The organism is Streptomyces sp. NBC_00448, from assembly GCF_036014115.1.
GTDB lineage: Bacteria > Actinomycetota > Actinomycetes > Streptomycetales > Streptomycetaceae > Actinacidiphila.
Window position 1 is genome coordinate 632,641 of sequence record NZ_CP107913.1, and the last position, 22,842, is coordinate 655,482.

Annotated in this window: 12 protein-coding genes; 8 read left to right on the forward strand and 4 right to left on the reverse strand. The window is 70.7% G+C overall.

Annotated features, from left to right (window positions below; genetic code table 11):
* The first annotated feature begins 416 nt into the window (after positions 1-416).
* From OG370_RS02845 to OG370_RS02865, 5 genes are all read left to right on the forward strand, one after another.
* Complete coding sequence (locus OG370_RS02845; RefSeq protein WP_328460208.1) at positions 417-1,103, forward strand: FadR/GntR family transcriptional regulator; 687 nt, start codon at positions 417-419, stop codon at positions 1,101-1,103.
* 153 nt (positions 1,104-1,256) lie between these two features.
* Complete coding sequence (locus OG370_RS02850) at positions 1,257-2,051, forward strand: ATP-binding cassette domain-containing protein (RefSeq protein ID WP_328460211.1); 795 nt, start codon at positions 1,257-1,259, stop codon at positions 2,049-2,051.
* Complete coding sequence (locus tag OG370_RS02855) at positions 2,048-3,103, forward strand: ABC transporter permease (RefSeq protein WP_328460213.1); 1,056 nt, start codon at positions 2,048-2,050, stop codon at positions 3,101-3,103. Before OG370_RS02850 ends, OG370_RS02855 begins: the two co-directional genes overlap by 4 nt.
* Before the next feature lie 51 nt (positions 3,104-3,154).
* A complete protein-coding gene (locus OG370_RS02860; RefSeq protein ID WP_328460215.1) occupies positions 3,155-4,144 on the forward strand; it encodes an ABC transporter substrate-binding protein in 990 nt (329 codons plus the stop codon).
* 30 nt (positions 4,145-4,174) lie between these two features.
* Entirely contained in the window at positions 4,175-8,020 is a 3,846-nt protein-coding gene (locus OG370_RS02865; protein ID WP_328460217.1) for a GH116 family glycosyl hydrolase, read from the forward strand.
* Positions 8,021-8,098: 78 nt separating this feature from the next.
* Here OG370_RS02865 and OG370_RS02870 read toward each other — a convergent pair whose 3' ends face one another.
* From OG370_RS02870 to OG370_RS02880, 3 genes are all read right to left on the reverse strand, one after another.
* The gene (locus tag OG370_RS02870) at positions 8,099-9,928 is read right to left on the reverse strand and encodes an alkyl/aryl-sulfatase (RefSeq protein WP_328460219.1); all 1,830 of its coding nucleotides are present in this window, start codon (positions 9,926-9,928) and stop codon (positions 8,099-8,101) included.
* A gap of 319 nt (positions 9,929-10,247) precedes the next feature.
* Positions 10,248-14,093 (reverse strand): trypsin-like peptidase domain-containing protein, encoded by a 3,846-nt coding sequence (locus OG370_RS02875; protein WP_328460221.1) that lies wholly within the window; start codon positions 14,091-14,093, stop codon positions 10,248-10,250.
* A gap of 107 nt (positions 14,094-14,200) precedes the next feature.
* Positions 14,201-14,563 (reverse strand): CU044_2847 family protein, encoded by a 363-nt coding sequence (locus OG370_RS02880; RefSeq protein WP_328460223.1) that lies wholly within the window; start codon positions 14,561-14,563, stop codon positions 14,201-14,203.
* Positions 14,564-14,967: 404 nt separating this feature from the next.
* On the opposite strand from OG370_RS02880, the gene OG370_RS02885 reads away from it, so the two are divergent.
* From OG370_RS02885 to uvrA, 3 genes are all read left to right on the forward strand, one after another.
* The gene (locus OG370_RS02885; RefSeq protein WP_328460225.1) at positions 14,968-17,580 is read left to right on the forward strand and encodes a hypothetical protein; all 2,613 of its coding nucleotides are present in this window, start codon (positions 14,968-14,970) and stop codon (positions 17,578-17,580) included.
* Positions 17,581-17,647: 67 nt separating this feature from the next.
* Positions 17,648-18,889: an SGNH/GDSL hydrolase family protein gene (locus OG370_RS02890; RefSeq protein WP_328460227.1), complete on the forward strand. Its 1,242-nt coding sequence runs from the start codon at positions 17,648-17,650 to the stop codon at positions 18,887-18,889.
* A gap of 158 nt (positions 18,890-19,047) precedes the next feature.
* Positions 19,048-21,519 (forward strand): excinuclease ABC subunit UvrA, encoded by a 2,472-nt coding sequence (uvrA, locus tag OG370_RS02895; RefSeq protein WP_328460229.1) that lies wholly within the window; start codon positions 19,048-19,050, stop codon positions 21,517-21,519.
* 255 nt (positions 21,520-21,774) lie between these two features.
* Here the strand turns inward: uvrA and OG370_RS02900 are convergent, their stop codons facing one another.
* A complete protein-coding gene (locus tag OG370_RS02900) occupies positions 21,775-22,107 on the reverse strand; it encodes a helix-turn-helix domain-containing protein (protein ID WP_328460231.1) in 333 nt (110 codons plus the stop codon).
* Positions 22,108-22,842: the final 735 nt, after the last annotated feature.

Here is a 22,842-nt window from a genome sequence, read left to right on the forward strand (position 1 = left end):
GCCACGCCCGATCCCGATCTCCCGTAGGGCAAGACCGCCGCGTGACATCCGACGCAACAGGCGCCCCCGTCGGGCGGTCGTCTGTCGCGGTTGCGTCCTTGGTAGGACCCGATAGGGACGGCGAAGCCGAAGCATCGCGGTTGCGATGATAAGTCGGATGACTTGCTCGGCCAAGCCCTCGGACGGAGTCCGCCGACTCCATCAGCAGGCCGCCTGAGCCGTCGGCCTCCTCCCCTGGTCGGCCGGTGGCGGGTGGGGCCATAGGCCGTCTGACACACGCCTGTTGCCAGAGGAACGCTTCGAGGCGCGGCATCGCGGATGCGGGAAACATCGGGTTATTGACAGGGACGCGGCGCGCTCGTATGGTTCCGTCAATTCAAGGAAACATCGGGTTAATGCGCGAGGGAGGGAGGTACGTGGCACTCACCGACGACGCGGTGGACGGTATTCGCCAGATGATCATCACGGGTGAACTCGCGCCGGGAGACAAGCTCCCGGCGGAGAAGGAACTGGCCGCGCGGCTCGGGCTGTCACGCAACTCGCTCCGGGAGGCGGTCAGGGCACTCACCCTGATGCGCGTCCTGCACACCCGTCGCGGCGACGGCACCTACGTCACCAGCCTCGACCCGGAGTTGCTGCTCGGAACCATGCACATGGTCGTGGATCTGCACCACGACAGCACGGTCCGGCACTTCCTGGAGGTCCGTCGTCTGCTGGAGCCGGAAGCCGCGGCCAAGGCCGCTCTGAGCATCAGTTCGGACGAGCTCGCCGAACTGGACCGACTACTGGACCAGGGCGAGAAGTTGGTGAGCGGTCGGGACCCGGATCGTCAACTCACCGCGGAGAACGGACAGGCGTTCCACCGCGTCATCGCCAGGGCTTCGCGCAATCCGGTACTGGCCACCATCGTGGAGACCATCTCCGGCAAGACGCTGCGTCCGCACGCATGGTGCGGCGTGACCGATCGATCCGACCTCCATCTCACCCTCAGCGAGCACCGGGCCATCTACGAGGCCCTCGCCGCCGGGGACACCTACCGGGCAAGAATCCGCGCCGCCGCACATGTGGCCGGCATCGAGGACGCCATGCTGTCCGCCCACTGAGCCGACCCGCTCCCGGACGTACCTGTTTCGCATACCCCGCGCATCTCACTGCCCGCGTGCAGCTGATCGCCGTATATCGCTGCACGCCGGTTCTCGCCGCACGCCGTTTGTCGCTGCCCGCTGCCCGCACACCCGCCGAAGGGACTCCTCGCCATGCCTTCCCCACCCCTGGTTCCACCTGTACCCCTGCTCGAAGCCCGCGCCGTACGCAAGCGCTTCGGCCGGGCCGAGGCACTGCGCGGCGCCGACTTCAGCGTCTATCGGGGCGAGATCGTCTCGCTCATCGGGGACAACGGAGCGGGCAAGAGCACCCTGGTCAAGGCGATGTCCGGCGCGCTCCTGCCGGACAGCGGCGAGGTGCGGATCGACGGCGAGCCGGTGCGTCTGGCCTCCCCGCAGGATGCCCAGGCCGCCGGCATCGAGACGGTGTACCAGGATCTGGCGCTGGCCGGTGGGCTGGGATCGGCGGCCAACCTGCACATGGGTCGCGAGCCGCTGCGTGCCGGGTTTCTGGGCCGCATGGGGTTCCTCGACAAGTCCGCGATGCGCCGCCGCTGCGTGGAGGAACTGGCCTCCCTGGGACAGAAGCTGAACGACGTGGACTCGCCGGTCGCCACGCTCTCCGGCGGTCAGCGGCAGTCCGTCGCCATCTGCCGTGCGGTCACCTGGGCCAAGCGTGTGGTCTTCATGGACGAGCCGACCGCCGCGCTCGGAGTGGTGCAGACCCGACGGGTCCTGGACCTGATCCGGCGGGTCCGCGACGCCGGGGTGTCGGTCGTGCTGATCAGCCACAGCATGCCGCAGGTGCTGGAGGTCTCGGACCGGATCGAGGTGCTCAGGCTGGGTGCCCGGGTCGCCCGCTTCCGCACCGGCGAGGCCACCGCGGAGGACCTGGTGGCCGCCATGACCGGACTACTCGTACACGATGCCCCGGAGGCGACCCGATGAGCGCACTGTTTCCCGCCGGTCTTCGGCCGGGCCCCGGCAGGGAACGCCGGCAGGGCGAAGACGGTGACCAGCTCGCGCGGACGCTCCGGCAGCGGCTGCTCGGCTCCTCGCTGCTGTACCTCTCCGTCACCCTTGCCGTGCTCGTCGTCGGCTTCTCGATCGCCGCCCCCGGCTCCTTCCTGACGGTGTACAACATCCGCACCATGCTGACCGTCGCCTCGGTCCTGCTGGTGGTGTCGGTCGGCTCGACCTTTGTGATCGCCACGGCCGGCATCGACCTGTCGGTCGGGTCCGTGCTGGTCTTCGCCGGGGTCGTCTCGATCAAGGCGATGGATGCTGTCGGCGGCGGCGGCGCGGGCGCCGTACTGGTGGGCCTGGCCGCCGCGCTCCTGGCCGGGCTGGTGTGGGGCACGATCAACGGCCTGCTGGTGGCCCGGCTCAGGGTGCCGCCACTCATCGCCACACTGGGCTCGATGGGCGTGGCCCTGGGCATCGCCGAGCTGGTGACCAACGGCTCCGACCTCAACGGCGTCCCCACCGCGCTGTTCACCACCATCGGGCTGGGGCGACTGTTCGGCGTGGTGCCGTGGATCGTGGTGATCGCGGCGGCCGTCACGATCGGCGCCTGGATCGCGCTCACCCGGACCCGGTTCGGACTGCGCACGCTCTTCATCGGCTCCAACAGCGAGGCCTCGCGCCGATCGGGCATCGACGTCACCCGGCACCTGATCATGGTGTACGCGCTGGCCGGAACCCTGGCCGGGCTGGCCGGCTTCCTGGACCTGGCCCTCTACGCCAGCGCCAACATCGCCGGGCACACCAACGACAACCTGCAGGCCGTCACCGCCGTGGTGCTGGGCGGAACCAGCCTCTTCGGCGGCACCGCGTCCATCCTCGGCACGGTGATCGGTGTGTTCATCCCCGCGGTACTGCAGAACGGCTTCGTGATCGTCCGGGTGCAGACCTTCTGGCAGGAGGTCGTGATCGGCCTGGTCCTGGTCTTCGCGGTCTACCTGGACCAGCTCAAGCGCAGTGCCCTCGAACGTTTCTGACCCCAGGCTCCCCCTGCTCCGTCACCCACCCGCCCGAAAGGTCCCGTCACCATGCCTGTCAAGAGATCCGCGGCACTCGCCGTGTCCCTCACCGCGCTCGTCGCCCTCACCGCCGGCTGCTCCAGCTCCGGTTCCACCGCCGCAGGAGGCTCGGGCGGCAGCAAGCACTACAAGATGGTCTATGTCCAGGGCATGGCGGGCAATCCCTTCTTCACCTCGCTGACCTGCGGCGCCCAGGCCGAGGCCAAGGCCAAGGGCGTGTCCTTCGACGCCCAGGGCGGGAAGGACTACAGCCCGGAGAGTCAGACCCCGGTGCTCAACGCGGTCATCGCTCAGCACCCGGACGCCATCCTGATCTCGCCGATGGCCGGCGAGGCCATGGTGCCGGCGCTCACCCAGGCCAAGGCCCAGGGCATCAAACTGGTCTTCGCCGACTCCAAGGCAGCCGACGATTCGCTCGCGGTGTCCGAGATCGCGTCGGACAACCACGCGGGCGGTGTCCTCGCCGCCAAGACCCTCGCCACCGAGATCGGCGGCAAGGGCAAGGTCCTGGTGATGGGCGCCAAGCCCGGGATCTCCACCACCGACGCTCGCCAGCAGGGCTTTGTCGAGGAGATGAAGAACCACCCGGGCATCACCGTGCTGGACCCGCAGTACAGCGAGAGCCAGCCCGCCACCGCCACCGCCAAGTTCAGCGCCGTACTGGCCGCCAACTCCGACCTGGCCGGGGTGTTCGCGGTCAGCACCCAGGAGGTCGAAGGCGTGGCCACCGGCGTGCAGAGCGCGGGCGCCACCGGCCGGGTCAAGGTCGTCGGCTTCGACACCTCCGCCCCGATCATGGACGACGTCAGCAAGGGCGTGGTCCAGGACGTCGTGGTCCAGGAGCCGCTGCAGATCGGCAAGGACGCCGTGGACCAGGCCCTCGCCGCGCTCCAGGGCAAGGCGACCACCACCAGCATCGCCACCCCGTACGTGGTGCTCACCAAGGCCAACATGGCCACCCCGGAGATCGCCAAGTACGTCTACAAGAGCAGCTGCTGAACCTCCGCCACCCCGACCCTGGAGGAAGACATGCACGCTCCACCCACCCGCCGCACCGGACGCGTCCGCGCACTCGGACCGGCGGCGCTCGCCCTGGCTCTCACCGCGGCGGCGCTCACCCTTCAACTGCCCGCGCCCTCCACCGCCTCCGCGACCGACGCCGGCACCACCTGGGACTTCGAGGACGGCACCGCCCAGGGCTGGCAGGTCACGTCCGGCTCCTTCGGCCAGCTGATCAGCGACCGCGCCTTCGAGCACAACAGCCCCACCACCCCGTACACCAAGCAGGGCACCTGGTTCCTGTCGACCCTGGAGTCGCCCACCCAGGCCGCCGACGACGGCTACACCGGGGAGATCGACTCCCCCGCGTTCGTGCTGACGCAGCCCGACATCAGCATGCTGGTCGGCGGTGGCAACTCGGCGAACACCTATGTCGGCGTCGTCGATGCCGACGGCAAGACGGTCGCCAAGGCCCAGGGCAACAACGCCGAGACGATGGTTCGCCGCACCCTGGACCTGTCCGCGTACCTGGGGCAGACCCTGCACCTCGCGGTGGTCGACAAGGCCACCGGCAGCTGGGGGCACGTCACTCTGGACGACGTCCACGTCAACCAGCCGCTGTCCGGCTATCAGGCCTTCGACTTCGAGAGCGGGACCCCGCAGGGGTTCACCACGGTCAGCGGATCGTTCGGCTCCCTGGTGACCGACCGCGACTACCGGCTGGACGACCCGGCGTTGCCCTACACCAAGCAGGGTTCCTTCTACTTCTCCACCCAGGAGGCCCCGGACGGGACCACCGACGAGGGCTACACGGGCCAGGTGGTCTCCCCCGACTTCGTGCTGAGCCGGCCGACGATCCAGATGATGGTCGGCGGCGGAAAGGGTCCGAAGGAGTACGTCGCCGTCGAGACCGCCGACGGCACCCAGGTCTGGCGGGGCAGCGGCAGCAACTCCGAGGCCATGCGGCCGCTGACGGCGGACCTCACCCCTTACCTGGGGCAGACCCTGCATCTGCGGGTCGTCGACGAGGCCACCTCCAACTGGGGCCACATCACCCTCGACGACGTGCAGATCAACCTCCCCGCCCCCGGCAGTGCGCCCGCGGTCGTCGGCGACCTGGCCTCCACCCACACCAAGAGCGGGCCGGTGGCCCTGCAGTGGACCTCTCCGATCAGCTCGGGCGTCACCGGCTACCGCGTCTACCGTGCCCCGCTCTCCTCCGCCACGGCCACCGATCCGACCGGCACGCCCAGCCTGCTGGCGAACGTGCCGGTCACCGAGCTGGCATACACCGACCGCACCGCGAAGGCGGCCGGCGGGTACATCTACACCGTGAAGGCCGTGGACGCGCGGAGGGACGAGTCGCCGGCCGCCTACACCATCGCCCGCGCCTACCAGGACCTCAGCGCCCGTGGCACCACCAAGGTGTACTCCGGCAGCGCGCTGACCGACATCAAGTTCCCGGTCGGCCCGCTGGGCGACGGCGGGCTGCTCCAGGACGGCACCGGGCAGCGCCGCAACTGGGAGAACTTCTACCCCGCCGACAACGTCACCTACACCGCCGATCCGCTGCCCGACACCTTCTTCGCGGTCCGTTCCGGCAAGGTGGGTTCCGCCGGGGCGGTCGCGGCGCTGCAGAGCGTCCCGGCCGGTTCGTTCCCCGCCTCGCCGTCGCTGACCATGACCGGTGAATACCCGATGGGAAGCTACCAGTTCAAGGCGGCCGTGCCCGGCCTCGACGTCACCGAGAAGTTCGACAGCCCCATGGTGCCGGGCGACACCAAGGACTCCTCGCTGCCGGTGGCGGCCTACACCTTCACCCTCACCAACACCACCAAGGCGGCCAAGCAGGTCAGCCTGCTCGCCGCCCAGCAGAACGCGGTCGGCTGGGACGGCCTGGCCAAGGTGTCGGGAACCAGCTACTCCGGCTACGGGAACAACACCGACACCGTCGAGCAGGACGCGTCGGGCACACGCATCCAACTGACCAAGTCCGGTAGCGCGGCCAGCCTGCGGCTGAGCACGACCGCGCCCCACGCCACCGCGACCGCTTCCTGGTCGGGCAGCGCCAACCTGCTCAGCGCCTTCACCCGGAGCCCGGACCTCACCGGCCCGACGACCGCCACCAGCGGCACCGGAAAGACCGTCGACGCCGCGCTCGCCTCCACCATCACCCTCGCCGCCGGCCAGTCGGTCGACATCCCGGTCACGCTGCGCTGGTGGGTCCCCGACGCGTCCCACCAGAGCGGCCTCTACAGCGGTCGGTACTACACCACCCTGTGGAAGTCGGCCGCGAATCTGGACACCTACCTGGACACGCACCTGGCCGACGCCCAGGCCCTGACCCGGAAGTACCACGACACCCTCTACGCCTCCAACCTGCCGCAGTACGTGCTGGACAGGGCCAGCTCCGGCGCCGCACTGCTGCACACCCCGACCGTGTACTGGACGGACTCCGGCATGTTCGGCGGGTACGAGGGCTACGGGTGCTGCAGCGGGATGCCGCCGCACGTCTGGGAGTACAACCAGGACGCACCACAGCTCTTCCCCGAGATCGGCACCGACATGGTCACCCAGTGGCTGGACAAGATCAACCCGGACGGCAGCCTGCCCGAGCGCCCGCTGAGCGGCAGCACCGGGTCCGCGATCGACGGCCAGGCCGGCGTGGTGCTCTCCGCCTACCGGGAGTACCTGGCCGACTCGCCGACCGACGGCAAGGCATGGCTGGACAGCCAGTGGCCGCACCTGAAGGCGGCGATGGACTGGATCTGGAAGACCAACGACCCCGACCGGACGGGCCTGACCACCGGGCTCGCCCACAACACCCTGGACACCGACTTCTCCGGCACCAGCTCCTGGACCGGCTCGCTCTACCTCGCCGCGGCGAACGCCGCCTCCCTGATGGCCACCGTGGAGGGCGACTCGACCGAGTCCGCCCTGCTCACCGGCATCTACCAGGCGGGCCGGACGGCACAGAACGACCTGCTGTGGAACGGCGAGTACTACCGCGAGGTCAGCCAGGGCTCCGGCCAGAGCTACGGCAACGGCGTCTCCATCGACATGCTGCTCGGCCAGTGGTGGTCCAGCCTGCTCGGGCTGGGCCAGATCTACCCGGCCGACCGCGAGACGCAGTCGCTGAGCACCCTCTTCCGCGACAACTTCAAGAACAACTTCCTCGGCTACAGCCACCAGTGGCGCGACTTCGTCGCGCCCACCGACTCCGCCGCGGTCATGTTCACCTGGCCGCACGACGACAAGCCCGCCAACGCGGTCAACTACAACGACGAGACCATGAGCGGCTTCGAGTACTCCGCCGCCGCCACCATGATCCAGAACGGCCTGGTCACCCAGGGGCTCACCATGGTCGACGCGGTCAACAACCGCTACGACGGCGTGCTGCGCACCGGCAACGGCATCACCAGCGGGACCTGCGCCACCGGCGACGGCACCGGCAACCCGTTCGGCGACGACGAGTGCGGGCAGTGGTACGGGCGCTCGGGCAGCAGCTGGTCGATCATCGAGGCGCTCCAGGGCCTGACCTACAACGGTCCGGCCCGGACCATCGGCTTCGCACCGAAGTTCCAGCCCGGCAACCACAGCTCGTTCTTCACCGCCGGCAACGCCTGGGGGCTGTTCAGCCAGACCAGGGCCGGCGGCAGCCAGACCGACACCCTCAAGGTGACCTACGGACCGCTGTCCCTGAGCCACCTCACCTTCACCACCGCCACCGCGGCGACCGCCGTCACGGTCACCCTCGACGGCACCGCCGTGCCGGCCACCCTGCACACCGGTAAGGGGGGCACCACCATCGACCTCGGCCACACGGTGACGGTCGCCTCCGGCAGCAGCCTGAAGGTGCGCCTGACCACCCGCTGACCCGGCCCGGCATACCCGCCTGGTGCCCCGTCTCCCCCTGTCGGGAGACGGGGCACCCCTGTCCCGAGGGTTGTGCGGTCAGGGCGTGACGACGGCGAAGTCGGGGGCGGGGGTGTCGAGCAGGCCGGTGAGGGTGGTGAAGACCTGCGGGTCGCCATCGACGTGCCCGCCGTCCAGCCCCTTGCCGCCCAGGACACCGAGGAGTTCCGGCTTGGTCAGGGTGAGGGTCAGGTCGGCCGCCGGGCCCGGCTCGTTCGTGCCGGAGGCAGTGTCGGTGCTGCGGTAGGTGAGGGCACCGTTGGACAGCAGGAGGTGCCAGGTGCGGCCCTCGTCGGTGACGTTCCAGGTCATGGTGAGCTTCGCGTCCCACGCCCTCGGGCCGTCGACCCGGATCGCCAGGGAGTCGATGAGCATGTCGACGGTCAGGGCCATCGCCATCTCGGGGTTGGTCGTCTCCAGCGCGGTGTGTGCGACGGTGCCGCGCAGTTCCTGGGCACCCATCAGGTAGAAGTTGCGCCAGGTGCCGTTCTCCGCGCCGAAGCCGAGCTTCTCGTACACCGAGGCCAGCGCCTGCTTGGCGATCGAGTCGTCGGGGGCGGCGAAGACCGCGTGCCCCAGCAGCGTCGCGGCGAACCGCAGATCCCCCGTAGCCGCGTACTCCTTGCCCTTGGCGATCAACGCCGGCACACCGCCGTAGTCAGCGGCGAACCGCTGGGCCTGCTCGAGCGGCGGATGCTCCCACAGATGGGCCGGGTTGCCGTCGAACCAGCCCATGTAGCGCTGGTAGATGGCCTTGACGTTGTGGCTGACCGACCCGTAGTAGCCGCGGTTCGCCCACCGGTTCGCGATCGCCGGCGGCAGCTCCATCCGCTCGGCGATCTCCATACCGGTCAGTCCCTGGTTGGTCATGCGCAGGGTCTGGTCATGCAGGTACGCCCACATGTCCCGCTGGCCCGCCAGGTGCTCGACGATGCGGTCCTGCCCCCAGGTGGGCCAGTGGTGGGAGGCGAACGCGATCTCCGCCTGGTCGCCGAACAAGGTGATCGTCTCGCCCAGGTAGTGCGCCCAGATACGGGTGTCGCGGACCACCGCTCCGCGCAGGGTCAGGATGTTGTGCATGTTGTGCGTGGCGTTCTCCGCCATGCACAGGGCACGCCGGTCGGGGAAGTAGAAGTTCATCTCCGAGGGCGCCTCGGTGCCCGGCGTCATCTGGAAGACGATCCGCACCCCGTCGACCGTCTCCTCCTGACCGGTGCGCGTGATGTCCAGCGTCGGCGGGACCAGGGTGATCGTGCCCTTCGACGTCGTCATGCCCAGCCCGGCGCCGATCTGCCCCTCGGGACCCTTTTCCAGTTCGGCGCCGTACATGTACACCGCACGGCGGGTCATCGCGCCGCCCGCGTACACGTTCTCCGCCACCGCGTGCTCCAGGAAACCGGCCGGAGCGATCACCGGCACCGGGGCGTGGCCGTGCGGCAGGACCCCACGCGAGCCGCCGAAGTGGTCGCCGTGGGAGTGCGTGTAGATCAGCCCGGTGACGGGGCGGTCGCCGCGGTGCTCGCGGTACAGCGCGAGCGCGGCGGCCGCGGTCTCAGCCGAGATCAGCGGATCGATGACGATGACACCGGTGTCGCCCTCGACCAGCGTCATGTTCGACAGGTCCAGGTTCCGGACCTGGTAGATCCCCTCGGTGACCTCGAACAGGCCCTGCTTGTCGCACAACTGGCCCTGCCGCCACAGGCTGGGGTGCGCGCTGGCAGGGCAGTCCCCGTCCAGGAAGCCGTACGCGTCACCGTCCCAGATCACCCGGCCGTCGTCCGTCCGGATCACCGCGGGTGAGAGGGCGGCGACGAACCCTCGGTCGGCGTCCTCGAAGTCGGACTTGTCTGCGTAGTCGAGATCACTCATGGACAACGAATAGCCCAGAAACGGTACATTTGCACATAACTGTATCGCGTGCCTTGCCACGTGTTCCCTGGAAGTCCGTCCGAGGCCGTGGACACCGCCCGGGCCCGGGGCAGTGAACGGTGGCGACCGCCGCCTCAACTCCGTCGGCCTCGTTCCTGGGTGGAGCCCAGCCGGGCCACCAGCACATTCCCGTTTCAGTGGCCCACGGACAGACGACGCCGTACACGCGCCCACCCGCACAGCGCCGCACACGCGTCGGCCCCGACCAGACTCGCGGTGCGCCGGCCGCCCGGGCGCGCGGCAGGTCTCGTACGAGGCGTCAGGCGGTGCCGAGTGCCGAACGTGGGGCCGGCTCGGTGCCCAGGGTCTCGTGCAGCTGCAACTCGCCGGCGGGGGGATGGCGGGCACCGGTGGACAGCAGGTGGCGGGCTGCCTTCGTGGCCTTGCCACGGCCCGTGCCGGTGGTGAGAAAGCAGCGGAGGTCGGTCCGGAGGCGTTCGACATCCGGGTCCGGATCTCCGTCGTGCACCGCGCTTTCAGCGGCGGATTGAAGCGCGTGGTCGAGGCCCGCGCTGGGCGGGATGGCGTCGAAAAGGGCGTACACCGCGGCATAACGCAGCAGCAGCTCGGAGCTCAGGGCGGCGGACACGTTCGCGCCGTCGGCCAGGTCGAGCGCGGCAACCGCGCGGGTCAGCGCCTCCGCTCCGCGTGCCATCTCGTCGAGGCGGATGTGGGCCGCGCTCAGGTCGATCAGTGCGCTCACGAGGTGGGGCGGGGTGTTGCAGCGCTGCCAGTACTCGACGGCGTGGGCAACCAAGTCCTTCGCTGCGTGGTGATCGTCAAGAGCTTCTGCCGCACAGGCCCCGTTCTCGCACGCGACGGCCGCTGTCCACCAGTTGCCGAGCGTCGTGTACGCGGTCTCGACGCGCCGCGCCAGTGGGAGCGCCTCAGCGTGGTTTCCCACCCACAGCTCCGCGCGCTGCCTTTGGAAGAGCGCCGAGGCCCGTAGTTCCGCGGTGCCGTGTCCCTCGGCAAGTTCATGGGCGCGCCGTGCCAGTACGCGGGCTTCTTCCGGGTCCGCTGTCTCGAAGGCCAGCTTGGAGTTGTTGATGGCGACCGGGACGGCGGTGGCCGCCAGGCCCAAGGCGGTCAGCACGGAGACCGCGCGCCGACCGGACGCCAGGGCAGCCGCCGCGTCGCCCTGGTCCCACTGCATCAGCGAGATCAGGAAGTCGGCCTCGGCGGCCCCCGCGTGCAGGTTGTGGGCCCCCGCGATGTCACGGGCCCGCTGCGCGTACACCAGTGCGCGCGCCGGGTCGGTGTCGCGCAGCAGCTCCGCGTTGTCCCAGCACAGCCGTACGGCATCGGCGGGCGCCGAGAGGCGCTGGTGGAGGTGGACGCGCACGTCGTTGGCCGCAACCTCGCCGTCGAGCTCGCCGGCCGCCTGGTACAGGGCCGCCACCCCCTCCGCCATTTCCAGGGCCAGCGCAAGCCATCCGCGTTCCTCCGCCGTGCGCACCGCCGCGTGGAAGCGGGCCGGGTCGAGGGCGCCGGACAGCTCCGCGTCGGGCTCCTCCCGGTTGATCCGGCCGAGCCGGTCGCGCAGGAAGTGGACGGAGCGGTAGGTGACATCGTGCACGTCCTCCTCCGGCTCCTCCTGTGCCAGGCGCTCCTTGGCGAAGAGCAGGACGAGGTCGAAGAGGGCGAAGGAGGCGAGCACGCCGCCGGAGAAAGTGCGCACGAAGGCGGCGTGTTGGGCGAGGCTGCGGTCGACCAGCCGGTTCAGGAGCAGTTCCTGGCGCAGCGCCGGGGCGGCCAGGCAGGCGCCCAGTTCCTCGCCGGTCGTCACCGCGCCGGGCACTGCGGCGATCAACCGGAAGGTGCGGCGGGCCGCGGCGTCCAGGTTGTCGTAGCTGAGCCTGATCGCCGCGCGCACCGCCCGGTCCCCCGAGTCCAGGTAGTCCAGCCGGGTCGACTCCTCCTCCAGCAGGTGCAGCAGGTAGTCCACCGGCAGGTCCGGGCGGCTCGCCAGCCGTCCACCGACCATCCGCAGCGCCAGCGGCACGTCCGCGCACAGCCGGGCCAACCGGTGCAGCACGGCGGGGTCGTGGCTGCGCTCGGGGTCGCACGCGGCGAGTACCCGGACCGCGGAGTCGCGCGTCAGCGGCTCCACGCGGAAGACGAGTGACCGGTCGGCGTACCCCTGGACACGATCGCGGGAGGTGACGACGACCGCGCAGGTGGCGGGGGGCTTCACCAAGGGCGCGACGTGGGCGGCGTCCAGGGCGTCGTCGAGCACCAGCAGCACCCCTCGGCCCTGGAGTTCGGCGGTGAACCGGGCGAACAGCGCGGCGTCGCCCAGGTGCTCCCCCGCGTCGAGGTCCGCGCCGATGTCGAGGCCCAGCGCCTCCGCCACCATCCGCACGACGGTACGGGCGGGTCTTCGGGCGTCGGGGACCAGTCCGTGAAGGTCGACGTGGAAGACCCCACCGGGGAAGTCCGGCGCGAGTGCGCGGGCGGCCTCGATGGCCACGGTGGACGTGCCGACGCCCGGCTGCCCCGACAGGAACGCGGTCGCCGTGCCCTGCCGTGCCCGGCTCCTGCGCACAGCGCGGACCACGTCGGCGACCAGTTCGGTACGGCCGAGGACGAAGGGATCGGGATCGGGGATACGGCACATCTGGGCCGCGGCCACGGCCCGTCGGGCACGGCGCTGGACCTCGGCCGCCCCGGGGGCGGCGGCGCTCGTCCCGCCCTGTTCGCCCTGTTCGCCCTGTTCGCCCTGCGCACCGTTCCCGTTCGGGTCCGGCCTGCGGACCATGACGGCGCGGGTGGAGGCGGTACGCAGCTCCGGGAGCCGTGCGGTGAGGGCGGTGAGGAATGCCTCCAGGTGCAGTGTCCGGCCGTCGGTGAGCACCGCCCGCAACTGCCTTCGGCACACCGCGGAGAGTTCGACGAAGAGCTCTTCGGACAGCTCCTCGACCAGGACGTGCCGAAAGGAGTCGAGCAGCGCGTCAGAGGTTCCGGGTGCGGAGCCGTTCGGACCGGAGCCGGACGGGCCGGCACCTGGTGGCTCGGTGCCGTACGGGTCGAGGCCGTTCGGACCGGAGCCGTACGCGTCGTTCCGCGTGCGCGAGCCGTCCAGCGGGGCCGACCAGTGACACAGGGCCTCCTCGTGCTGCGGGTGCGCGAGCAGCAGCACCCGAGGGTCGAGCCCGCGCAGCCGGGTGCGGCGGCGGAAGTCCCGTACGGCGTCGCCTTCGTGGCGGCCGTGGGCGACGGCTCTCGACAGCAACCACTCCGCCGCGTCCCCGGCCCCGCCGACCCCGCGGTACGCGTCGTCCAGCGCCATCAGCGCACGGGCGGCCTCCACCGCGGCCTCGTTCAGGCCCCCGACGCCTTCGGGTGCCCCCCGGTCCCGGGCCGGCCCCGGATCGGGTGCGACGCGGGTGGCCACCGCGCCGGCCCGTCCGGGGACCAGGGAGGTGTCCACGGTGCGTACGGACAGCACGGTGCCGACCTCGTCGGCGAACACGAGCCGCCGACGCGCGTCGATCCCCGGGACGGTCGACAACAGCACAGCGACGTCCTCGACCCGGGCCACCCACACGGAGTCCCGCAGCCAGCCGTCCGCGCTGTTGTACCGCGCGGAGACCACGCCGACGGCGGCACCGTCCGCGAGGCGCAGCACGGGGGCACCGCTCATCCCCGGCATGACGTCCGCGGACCTGACACGCCACAGCATCACCTGGTCATCCCGCATGGTGCCGCCCTGCCAGCTCCCCGGGGCGTCCAGCGACTGGTAGCCGTGGCCGGGGTCGTCCACCTCGGCGACGCCGGTCACGACGACGTCCGCCTGGAAGGCCACCGGGTGCAGGGAGACGGGGACGGACTCCCCCAGCGGCTCGGCCCGGCGCACCACCGCGAGGTCCCGGGCCATGTCGAGGGCCACCACCTGCGCGGGCGCCCGCCGCACCGATCCGTTCAGGGCGTCCACGGACAACGACGCACCGAGCCAGTCGCATCCGACGTCCGCGAGGACGTGCGCCGCCGTCACCAGCACGCCGGGGGACACCTGGAAGCAGGTGCCCACGGGCGTACCGTCGACATCGAGGACCCGGCCCAGGAAACCGGGGACCCTCGCGTCCCACACCGCGTCCACCACCGTTGCGCTCCCCCGTCTCCCCCGCGGACGCCGCTGCCACGGCCCTCTCCCCGCGGACGGCTCAGCCGTGCGTGCCTCGTCCCGCCCCCGTCGTACGCCACGGGCGGTCAGTCGGCGCGGTCGGCCGCAGTGCCATCCTGCTCGCCCCGCGGCGCGGGATACTTCAGCCGTACCACCAGCGACGCCTCGCCGGAGACGCCGGCCACGACGATGGTGCCTTGCGTGGAGAACTTCAGTCCGAACTCCACCTCCACCTGCTCGGGGCGCGTTGCCTCGTGCGTCAGCCGGCCGATCGCCTCCCCGGTGGCGGAGGCGATCTCCACGATCGCGTCACGGGCATGGTCGAAGGCGTCCACGACCCGTCCGCTCGCGTTCCGTAACCGCGAGGTCGGCTCCGACCCGGCGACCGTGACCGTCTCGACCAAGAGGTCAACGTCGCCAACACGCAGCGGAAGCAGTCGACTTGTCATGCGGCCACCTTCCCACAACGAGCCGCGCCGCGTCCGGCGCCAACAGGGGACCAGCGAAGCCGGCGGTCACCTCGGGTGAAGCCGCGGCGAAGGCGCGTGCAGGCCGGCCAGAGGCGGGATTTTGGGGTGCGGCCGGCCGTTCCGGCGACGAGCGCGCGGGCTCGGCGGCCGTACGTTCCTGCTGGAGCCCACCGGCTGCCCACGCAGGGGCGGTTCGGGGGCATACGTCGGACCTTCTTTCGGAAGGTCGTGCACGACTCTAGGAGTTGGCCGGGTCGGCTCGTATATTCATGGGACGTCTACGCCCCCCGTGTCCCCTGAACCCCCGGCGCCCCGGGTGTCCCGGATGTCCCGCCGCACCCCAGCTCCTGGCCCCCCACCCCACCTGCCGCTGGAGGCCCACGATGCGCAGCGCCGTTGTCGCCTGCCTTGCCGCTGTCGCCGTCGCCGCTCTGGGCCTCACCGCCGCGCCGGCCGAGGCGGCCTCGGGTGCCGAGGCGCTGCACGTCGCACCGGACGGGCGCGGGTCCGACTGCTCGGCGAGCGACCCGTGCTCGCTGGATGCGGCTCGCGACCGGGCCAGAGCCCTGGTGCCGGACGCCGCCGCGGACGTGGTGGTCGAACTGAGCGGCGGGACGTACCGGCTCACCAGCCCGTTCCGGCTCGGCGTGGAGGACTCCGGGCGCCCCGGGCATCCGGTGGTGTACCGCGCGGCCGCCGGACAGACGCCGGTGCTCAGCGGTGCGACCCGGGTGACCGGGTTCGCCGAGGTCGACGCGGCCAAGCACATCTACCGGGCCAAGGTCCCGGTGGGAACGGCGAGCCGGGAGATGTTCGTCAACGGGGTGCGGGCGGTACGCGCGCAGAGCCCGAGGAACCCGGCCGGGTTCTCGGTGACCGCCACCGGGTTCACCACCAGCGACCCGTCGTACGCGTCGTGGACCGACCCCGCCCAGGTCGAGGTCGTGCAGAACAACGCGTGGAAGCAGATGCGCTGCCCGCTGGCGTCCATCACACGGTCCGCGTCCGGCGGTTCCGACCTCACCGTCGACCCCGGCTGCTGGAACAACAACCACACCTCGGTGCCCCACCCGAGCTTCCCCTTCAACGGCGCCGGACTGCCCACCCTGAGCGGCATCACCTGGCTGGAGAACGCCTACCAACTGCTGGGCACGCCCGGCCAGTTCTTTCTCGACGGCTCCGCCGGCGATCTCTACTACGTTCCCCGGCCCGGCGAGGACCTCGCCACCGCGGACGTCGAGCTGCCGATCGCGCCGGAACTGCTCGACGCCTCGGGCACCCCGGGCCACCTCGCCCCGCTGAACGACAGCGACTGGCGCGCGGTCTACACCGGCAGTTGGGCGTACTCGAGCGGCCGGCACCTCGGTGACCTCGGCGACGACGTGCACTACACCCAGACCGACGGCGACGCGGTCTCCTACGGCTTCAGCGGCACCGGCATCCAGATGCTCTCCGAGTCCAGCGCGGACGAAGGCAGCGCGGACGTCTACATCGACGGCAAGAAGGTCTCGACGGTCTCCGGCAACGGGTCGGAGCGGCTGGCGCAGCAGGCGATGGTCTCCGTCACCGGACTGGCCAAGGGAACGCACACCCTGCGCGTGGTCAAGACCGGCGGGACCTACCTGCTGGTCGACGGCTTCACGGTGATCCCCGACGTGATCGCACCTGTGCACGACGTGGAGTTCTCCGGACTGGCCTTCGCCTACACCACGTGGAACGCCCCGACCGCCGAGGGCTACGTGGACAACCAGGCCGGCGTGATCTGGGACCCGACGACGCGGGCGCCGGCCCGTATCCCGGCGGCGGTCCAGGTGCACCGGGGCCTGCGGATCACCTTCAGCGGCGACGTCGTGCGGCACACCGGGACCAGCGGCATCGAACTCGCCGACCAGACACAGGACTCCACGGTGAGCGGCGCCTCGGTGACCGACACCTCCGGCACCGGCGTGGCGATCGGCGAGGTCGACGACTACTACCAGACCGACCCCGCGCTGATGACGAGCGGCGACACCGTGACCGGAAGTACGGTCCGGTTTCCCGGCCAGGAGTACCAGGACGCGGTCGGCATCTGGGTGGGTCACGCCCGCGGCACCCTGCTGTCGCACAACGACGTCGGCTACACGCCGTACTCCGGCATCTCGCTGGGCTGGGGCTGGGGCTGGGCGTCGAGTTGCGCCCTCCAGGCCGAGCAGGGCTTGCCCGACCCGTGCCTGCACGGCACCACCTACGGCGGCGGCAACCGGATCATCGGCAACCACGTGCACAGCGTGATGGGAGTGCTGAACGACGGCGGGCCGATCTACACCCTCGGCGGCCAGTCCGCACCCTCGGAACTCGCCGGGAACGTCCTGTCGGAGTGCGTCAACGGCTGCAACATGATCTACCACGACGAGGGCAGCTCGAACTGGAACACCCACGACAACGTGCTGCGCTTCGCCAACGGTTCGTTGTGGCTGAACCTGTGGACGCCGAGCATCCACGACGACTCGATCCACGACAACTACAGCGACACCGCGTCGTACCACAACAACGGCACCGACATCACCTTCCAGCAGGCGACCGTGGTCCCCGACGGCGACTGGCCGCCCGCCGCGCAGGCGATCGTCGCCGCCGCCGGGCCGGGCACCCCGGCCGGCGGCACGGCCGACGACGACGACCTGCGCGTCGCGTACACCGGCAGCTGGTCGTCCAGCGGGTCCCGGGGCGACGGCGACCTTGACGACGGGGTGCACTACACCCAGCAGAGCGGCGCCGCCGCCACGATCACGTTCACCGGTACCGCGATCGGCTTCCTCACCGAGACCAACTCCGACGAGGGCGCCATCGGCATCACCCTCGACGGGGTCTCCAAGGGCACGGTCGACGCGAACACCCCGCAGCGGCGGGCCCGGCAGGGTCTGTACACGGCGTCCGGTATGGCGCCCGGCCGGCACACGCTGACGGTGACCAAGCTCAGTGGGACCTACCTGCTGGTGGACGGATTCACGCTCGACTGACGGCTGCCGAACGGGAGAAGGGTGAACCATGCTGGTCACGAGGAGATTGCGCACCAAGGGAAGGGCAGTGCCGGTACTACTGGCCCTGATCGCGGCGGGCGCGGTCGTCGCCGGGCTGCCGGCGGGCGCGCCGCTCGCCGCCGCCCACCCGGCCCACGGCCGACAGGCCGGCCACGGCCGGGCCACCGCCCCGGCACGGGTGGCCGCGTGGTCGCCGAGCATGACCATCGGCGGACCGAACTTCGACGACGAGACGATCCGCATGGTCGCCCACTCCAGCGTCAGCGGCACCTCCCTGCGGATACACCTGTCCAACCTGCGCGGCACGACCCCGCTCACCGTCGGAGCGGTGAGCGTCGCCGCGCAGGCGGACCGGGCCACCGCCGTGCCGGGTTCGCAGCACGCGGTCACCTTCGCGAACCACAGATCCGTCACCCTCGCCGCCGGCGCGGAGGCGATCAGCGACCCGGTCGCGATGTCCGTCGCCGCCGACCACAACGTGCTGGTCAGCGTCTACCTCCCGGATGCGACCAGCTCCGCCACCTGGCACTCCGACGCCTTCGACACGAGCTACCTCTCCGCGCCGGGCGACCACACCGCCGAGACGGGGGACGGCAACTACACCACGGCGACGACCTCTTGGTACTACCTGTCCGGTCTCGACGTGATCTCGCCCGGCGCCCGCGGCACCGTCGTGGCGTTCGGCGACTCCATCACCGACGGGTACAACACCCCGGCCGGGGCGTATCACCGCTGGCCCGACGACCTCGCCCGCCGGCTGTCCGGGCCGCACCCGATGAGCGTCGTGGACGCGGGCATCGGCGGCAACCGGGTGCTGACCGACGTGCCGAACATCTGGCAGGGGATCAGCGCGACCAAGCGGTTCGCCCACGACGCGCTGGGCCAACCCGGGGTGCGATACGTGATCTTGATGGAGGGCATCAACGACATCGGCAACAACGCCGGCCCCGACGGCGCCCCTCTCACCGCCCAGGACCTGATCGACGGCTACCGGAACCTGATCGGGCAGGCGCACGCCGCCGGCGTCCGGATCATCGGCGGCACGCTGCTGCCGGACAAGGGAAACGGCTACTACAGCGACTCCGCGGAGGCCCTCCGCCAGGCGGTCAACACCTGGATACGCACCAGCGGGGCGTTCGACGGGACGGTCGACTTCGAGAAGGCGGTCGTCGACCCCGCCGATCCGACGGCCCTCGACCCCCGCTTCGACTCGGGCGACCACCTGCACCCCAACGAGGCCGGCATGCAGGCGCTCGCGGACGCGGTCGACCTCAGGCTGCTGACCTGACCGCAGGTGCGGGCAGCGACCACGGTCCGCTGCCCGCTCACGCGCAGTACCGGTGGGCGGGGTAGGCCAGGCATCCCGCGCCGCCGCCCGGTAGGACGTCGCCTAGGCTCGGTGGCGGCGCCCGTCGCGCGGTTCCCGGCGCGATCAGGTAACCAGGAATGGTGAACAAGGACGCGACCGACCCCTTCGTGCATGTCCGGGGCGCCAGTGAGAACAACCTGCGGAACATCGATGTCGACGTTCCGCGGGACGCGATGGTCGCCTTCACCGGCGTCTCCGGTTCGGGCAAGTCCTCGCTCGCGTTCGGCACGCTCTACGCGGAGGCCCAGCGGCGCTACTTCGAGTCCGTAGCACCGTACGCCCGAAGGCTGTTGCAGCAGGTCGGCGCACCGCACGTGGAGGAAATCGCCGGACTGCCACCGGCTGTGGCCCTGCAGCAGCGACGCGGGGCGCCCAGTTCGCGCTCGACGGTCGGCACCATCACCACGCTGTCCAATCTGCTGCGCATGCTGTACTCCCGCGCCGGCACCTATCCGCCCCGGGCCGCACGGCTGGAGGCGGAGTCGTTCTCACCCAACACCGCGGCCGGCGCCTGCCCGGAGTGCCACGGACTGGGCGTCGTGCACGACGTCGCCGAGGACCTGCTGGTCCCGGACCCCTCGCTGAGCATCCGCGAGGGGGCGATCGCCGCCTGGCCGGGCGCCTGGCAGGGCGCCAACCTGCGCAGTGTCGTGAGTGGCTTGGGGATCGACATCGACCGACCGTGGCGCAGGCTCAGGAAGAAGGACCGGGACTGGCTGCTGTACACGGACGAGCAGCCCTCCGTGTACATCGAGCCGGAGGAGGACCGGGTCGACTACGGCTACCAGGGCAAGTTCTGGAGCGCCCGCAAGCACGTCATGCACGTCCTCGCCGATTCCAAGAGCGACAAGATGCGCGAACGGGCGCTCCGGTTCGTCAGGAGTGTGCCCTGCCCCGAGTGCCACGGCAGCGGGCTGCGGCCCGAGGCGCTCGCCGTGACCTTCGCCGGACGTTCGATCGCCGAGATCAACGCGTTGCCGCTCACCGAGGTCGTGGCGCTGCTGCGGCCCGTGGCGGGGCGGTCCGGGGCCGACGCCGCCACGTCGACCGCCCGGTCCGGGGAGACGACCGAGGTCGCGGTCCGGATCTGCGGCGATCTCGTCGCGCGGGTCGACGTACTGCTCGACCTGGGCCTCGGATATCTCAGCCTCGGGCGCCGCTCGACGACCCTGTCGCCCGGCGAGGCGCAGCGCCTGCGGATCGCCACCCAGCTTCGCTCGGGGCTCTTCGGCGTCGTCTACGTCCTCGACGAACCCTCCGCAGGGCTGCACCCGGCCGACGCGGAACCGCTGCTGGACGTGCTGGACCGCCTCAAGGCGGCGGGCAATTCGCTGTTCGTCGTGGAGCACGACATGGACGTCGTACGGCGGGCGGACTGGGTGGTCGACATCGGCCCCGGCGCGGGCGAGGGCGGCGGACGCGTGCTGTACAGCGGCCCGGTCGCCGGTCTTGAGCGGGTCGGGGAGTCGGCCACGAGCCAGTACCTGTTCGGGCGCGCCCAGCCGCTCGATCACCGCCCGCGCACACCGCACGGCTGGCTGCATCTGAGCGGCGTCTCACGCCACAATCTGCGCAATGTGTCCGTCGACGTACCGCTGTGCGTACTGACCGCGGTGACGGGCGTGTCCGGTTCCGGAAAGTCGACGCTGGTGACGCAGGTGCTCGCCGAGGTCGTCCGCGGCCATCTCGGACTCGTATCCGAGGAGCCCGACGAGGCACAGCTGGAGGTCGACGTCCAGGACGCGTCGGGGGTCGAGTCGTTCGACCGGCTGGTCCGGGTCGACCAACGGCCCATCGGCCGAACTCCCCGGTCCAACCTGGCCACGTACACGGGGATGTTCGACGCGGTGCGCAAGCTGTACGCGGAGACGGACGAGGCCAAGGCGCGCGGCTACTCGGCCGGGCGGTTCTCCTTCAACGTGCCCGAAGGGCGGTGCGAGACCTGCCAGGGCGAAGGATTCGTCGCGGTGGAACTGCTGTTCCTGCCCGGCACCTACGCGCCGTGCCCGACCTGCCAGGGTGCCCGGTACAACGCCGAGACGCTGGAAGTCACCTACCGCGGCAAGAACATCGCGGACGTGCTGGGGCTGTCCGTCGACGCCGCCGCCGAGTTCCTGTCCGCCGTCCCGGCCGCATCCCGCAGTCTGGAGACGTTGCGCGAGGTGGGACTCGGGTACCTGCGGCTGGGGCAGCCCGCGACGGAACTCAGCGGTGGTGAGGCGCAACGCATCAAACTGGCCACCGAACTGCAGCGGGCCCGCCGCGGGCACGCGCTCTACCTGCTCGACGAGCCGACGGCGGGGCTGCATCCCTCGGACATCGCGCTGCTGCTGCGACAGCTGCACCGGCTCGTTGACGCCGGCAACACGGTCGTCCTCGTCGAGCACGACCTCGACACGATCGCCACCGCGGACTGGGTCATCGACCTCGGGCCGGGCGGCGGAGACGCGGGCGGGCGGGTGGTCGCGTCGGGCCCGCCGGCCAAGGTGGCGAGGGCCCGCCGCAGCGCCACCGCGCCCTACCTCGCAGCCCGGCTCGCGCGCTCCTGACGACAGCGCGAGGCACTACGCACCGGTCAGCCGGCTCCGGTGCGCAGGATCGTTCGCGGCGTCAGGACCAGCCGGCGAACGCGTCCATGACGCTTCCCGGCACGCCTCCGCTACCGCTGCCGAGCGGGGAATGGCGATCACGACCGAGCCGCCTGCCGGTGCGCGACGCAGGCGAATCGACGGCGGGGGGTGTGGAGGACGCCGGACGTGTCTCCGGAGCGGCGGGGGTACCCGCCCGCTTCCGGCGACCGCAGATCAATTCTCGGCCACGTCCTGCGATGCGGAGCGGCGGTATTGGGCGTTGATGCGCTGCGCTTCTTCGAGCTGGTCTTCGAGGATGATGATCCGGCAGGCCGCCTCAATGGGGGTGCCCTGGTCGACGAGCTCCCGCGCACGGGCAGCGATGCGCAGTTGATAGCGCGAGTAGCGTCGGTGACCGCCCTCGGAACGGAGCGGCGTGATCAACCGGGCTTCGCCGATGGCGCGCAAGAAGCCGGCAGTGGCGCCCAGGAGTTCCGCGGCGCGGCCCATGGTGAAGGCGGGGTAGTCGTCGTCATCGAGACGGCCGAACGAGTCGTCTGCTGTCATTGCACCTCTCTGTGGAACGCGTGGAGGGGTCCTGGCACCGTACGGCGCCAGGACCCCGAAGGAACTACTACACCATCTGCCGGCCTTGCCACTGCGCCGGCTCTCTGTTTCCGCTGACCCGACCGTGATGCCGTCGGAGCCGCGGGGATCGCGGTTGCTTGACCGGAGACCACCTCACTATCGATGTCCTGCGGTACCCGGGCTCACACTTCCGCCCGGGCGATCCTGATGGCGCCTGGCCCCTCCGTTCTTTCCTCTGTCGACCGAAAACCCATTGGTCATGCGAACTGCTCCGTGGCCTGCGGTAGCGCCACTCTTCGGCAGCCGGCCCCGTCGCCTGTCCTGCCTCTGCTCTGGCTTGGAACCCCACGTGCCGAACTTCCCGGTGCGCGCGCCCGCAGCCGACGCCTTCACCGAGGTACTGCTCACTGACTTCACTGCTGGGTACTGCGAACCGCACATACCGAACTGCGGTACTTCTCCCGGCGGCCCCTGATCACCGCGGGCCGCCCGGTCCGGTCGTCAGCCCCGACGCCATCTGGCAATCCAGCGCCGGAACTCCACCACCGCACCGTCCTTCAACTGCGGGTACCACTGCCCGGCAGTTCGTCTCTGCCAGGCCCTGCTCGATCTCGGCTACGAGAGAAACCATAGCCACACCGACCCCCGATGTCTACTCCAGCGAACACAGATTTTCGCGTGTCGATCGCAAAGGTAGTCGCCCTCGACCACAGA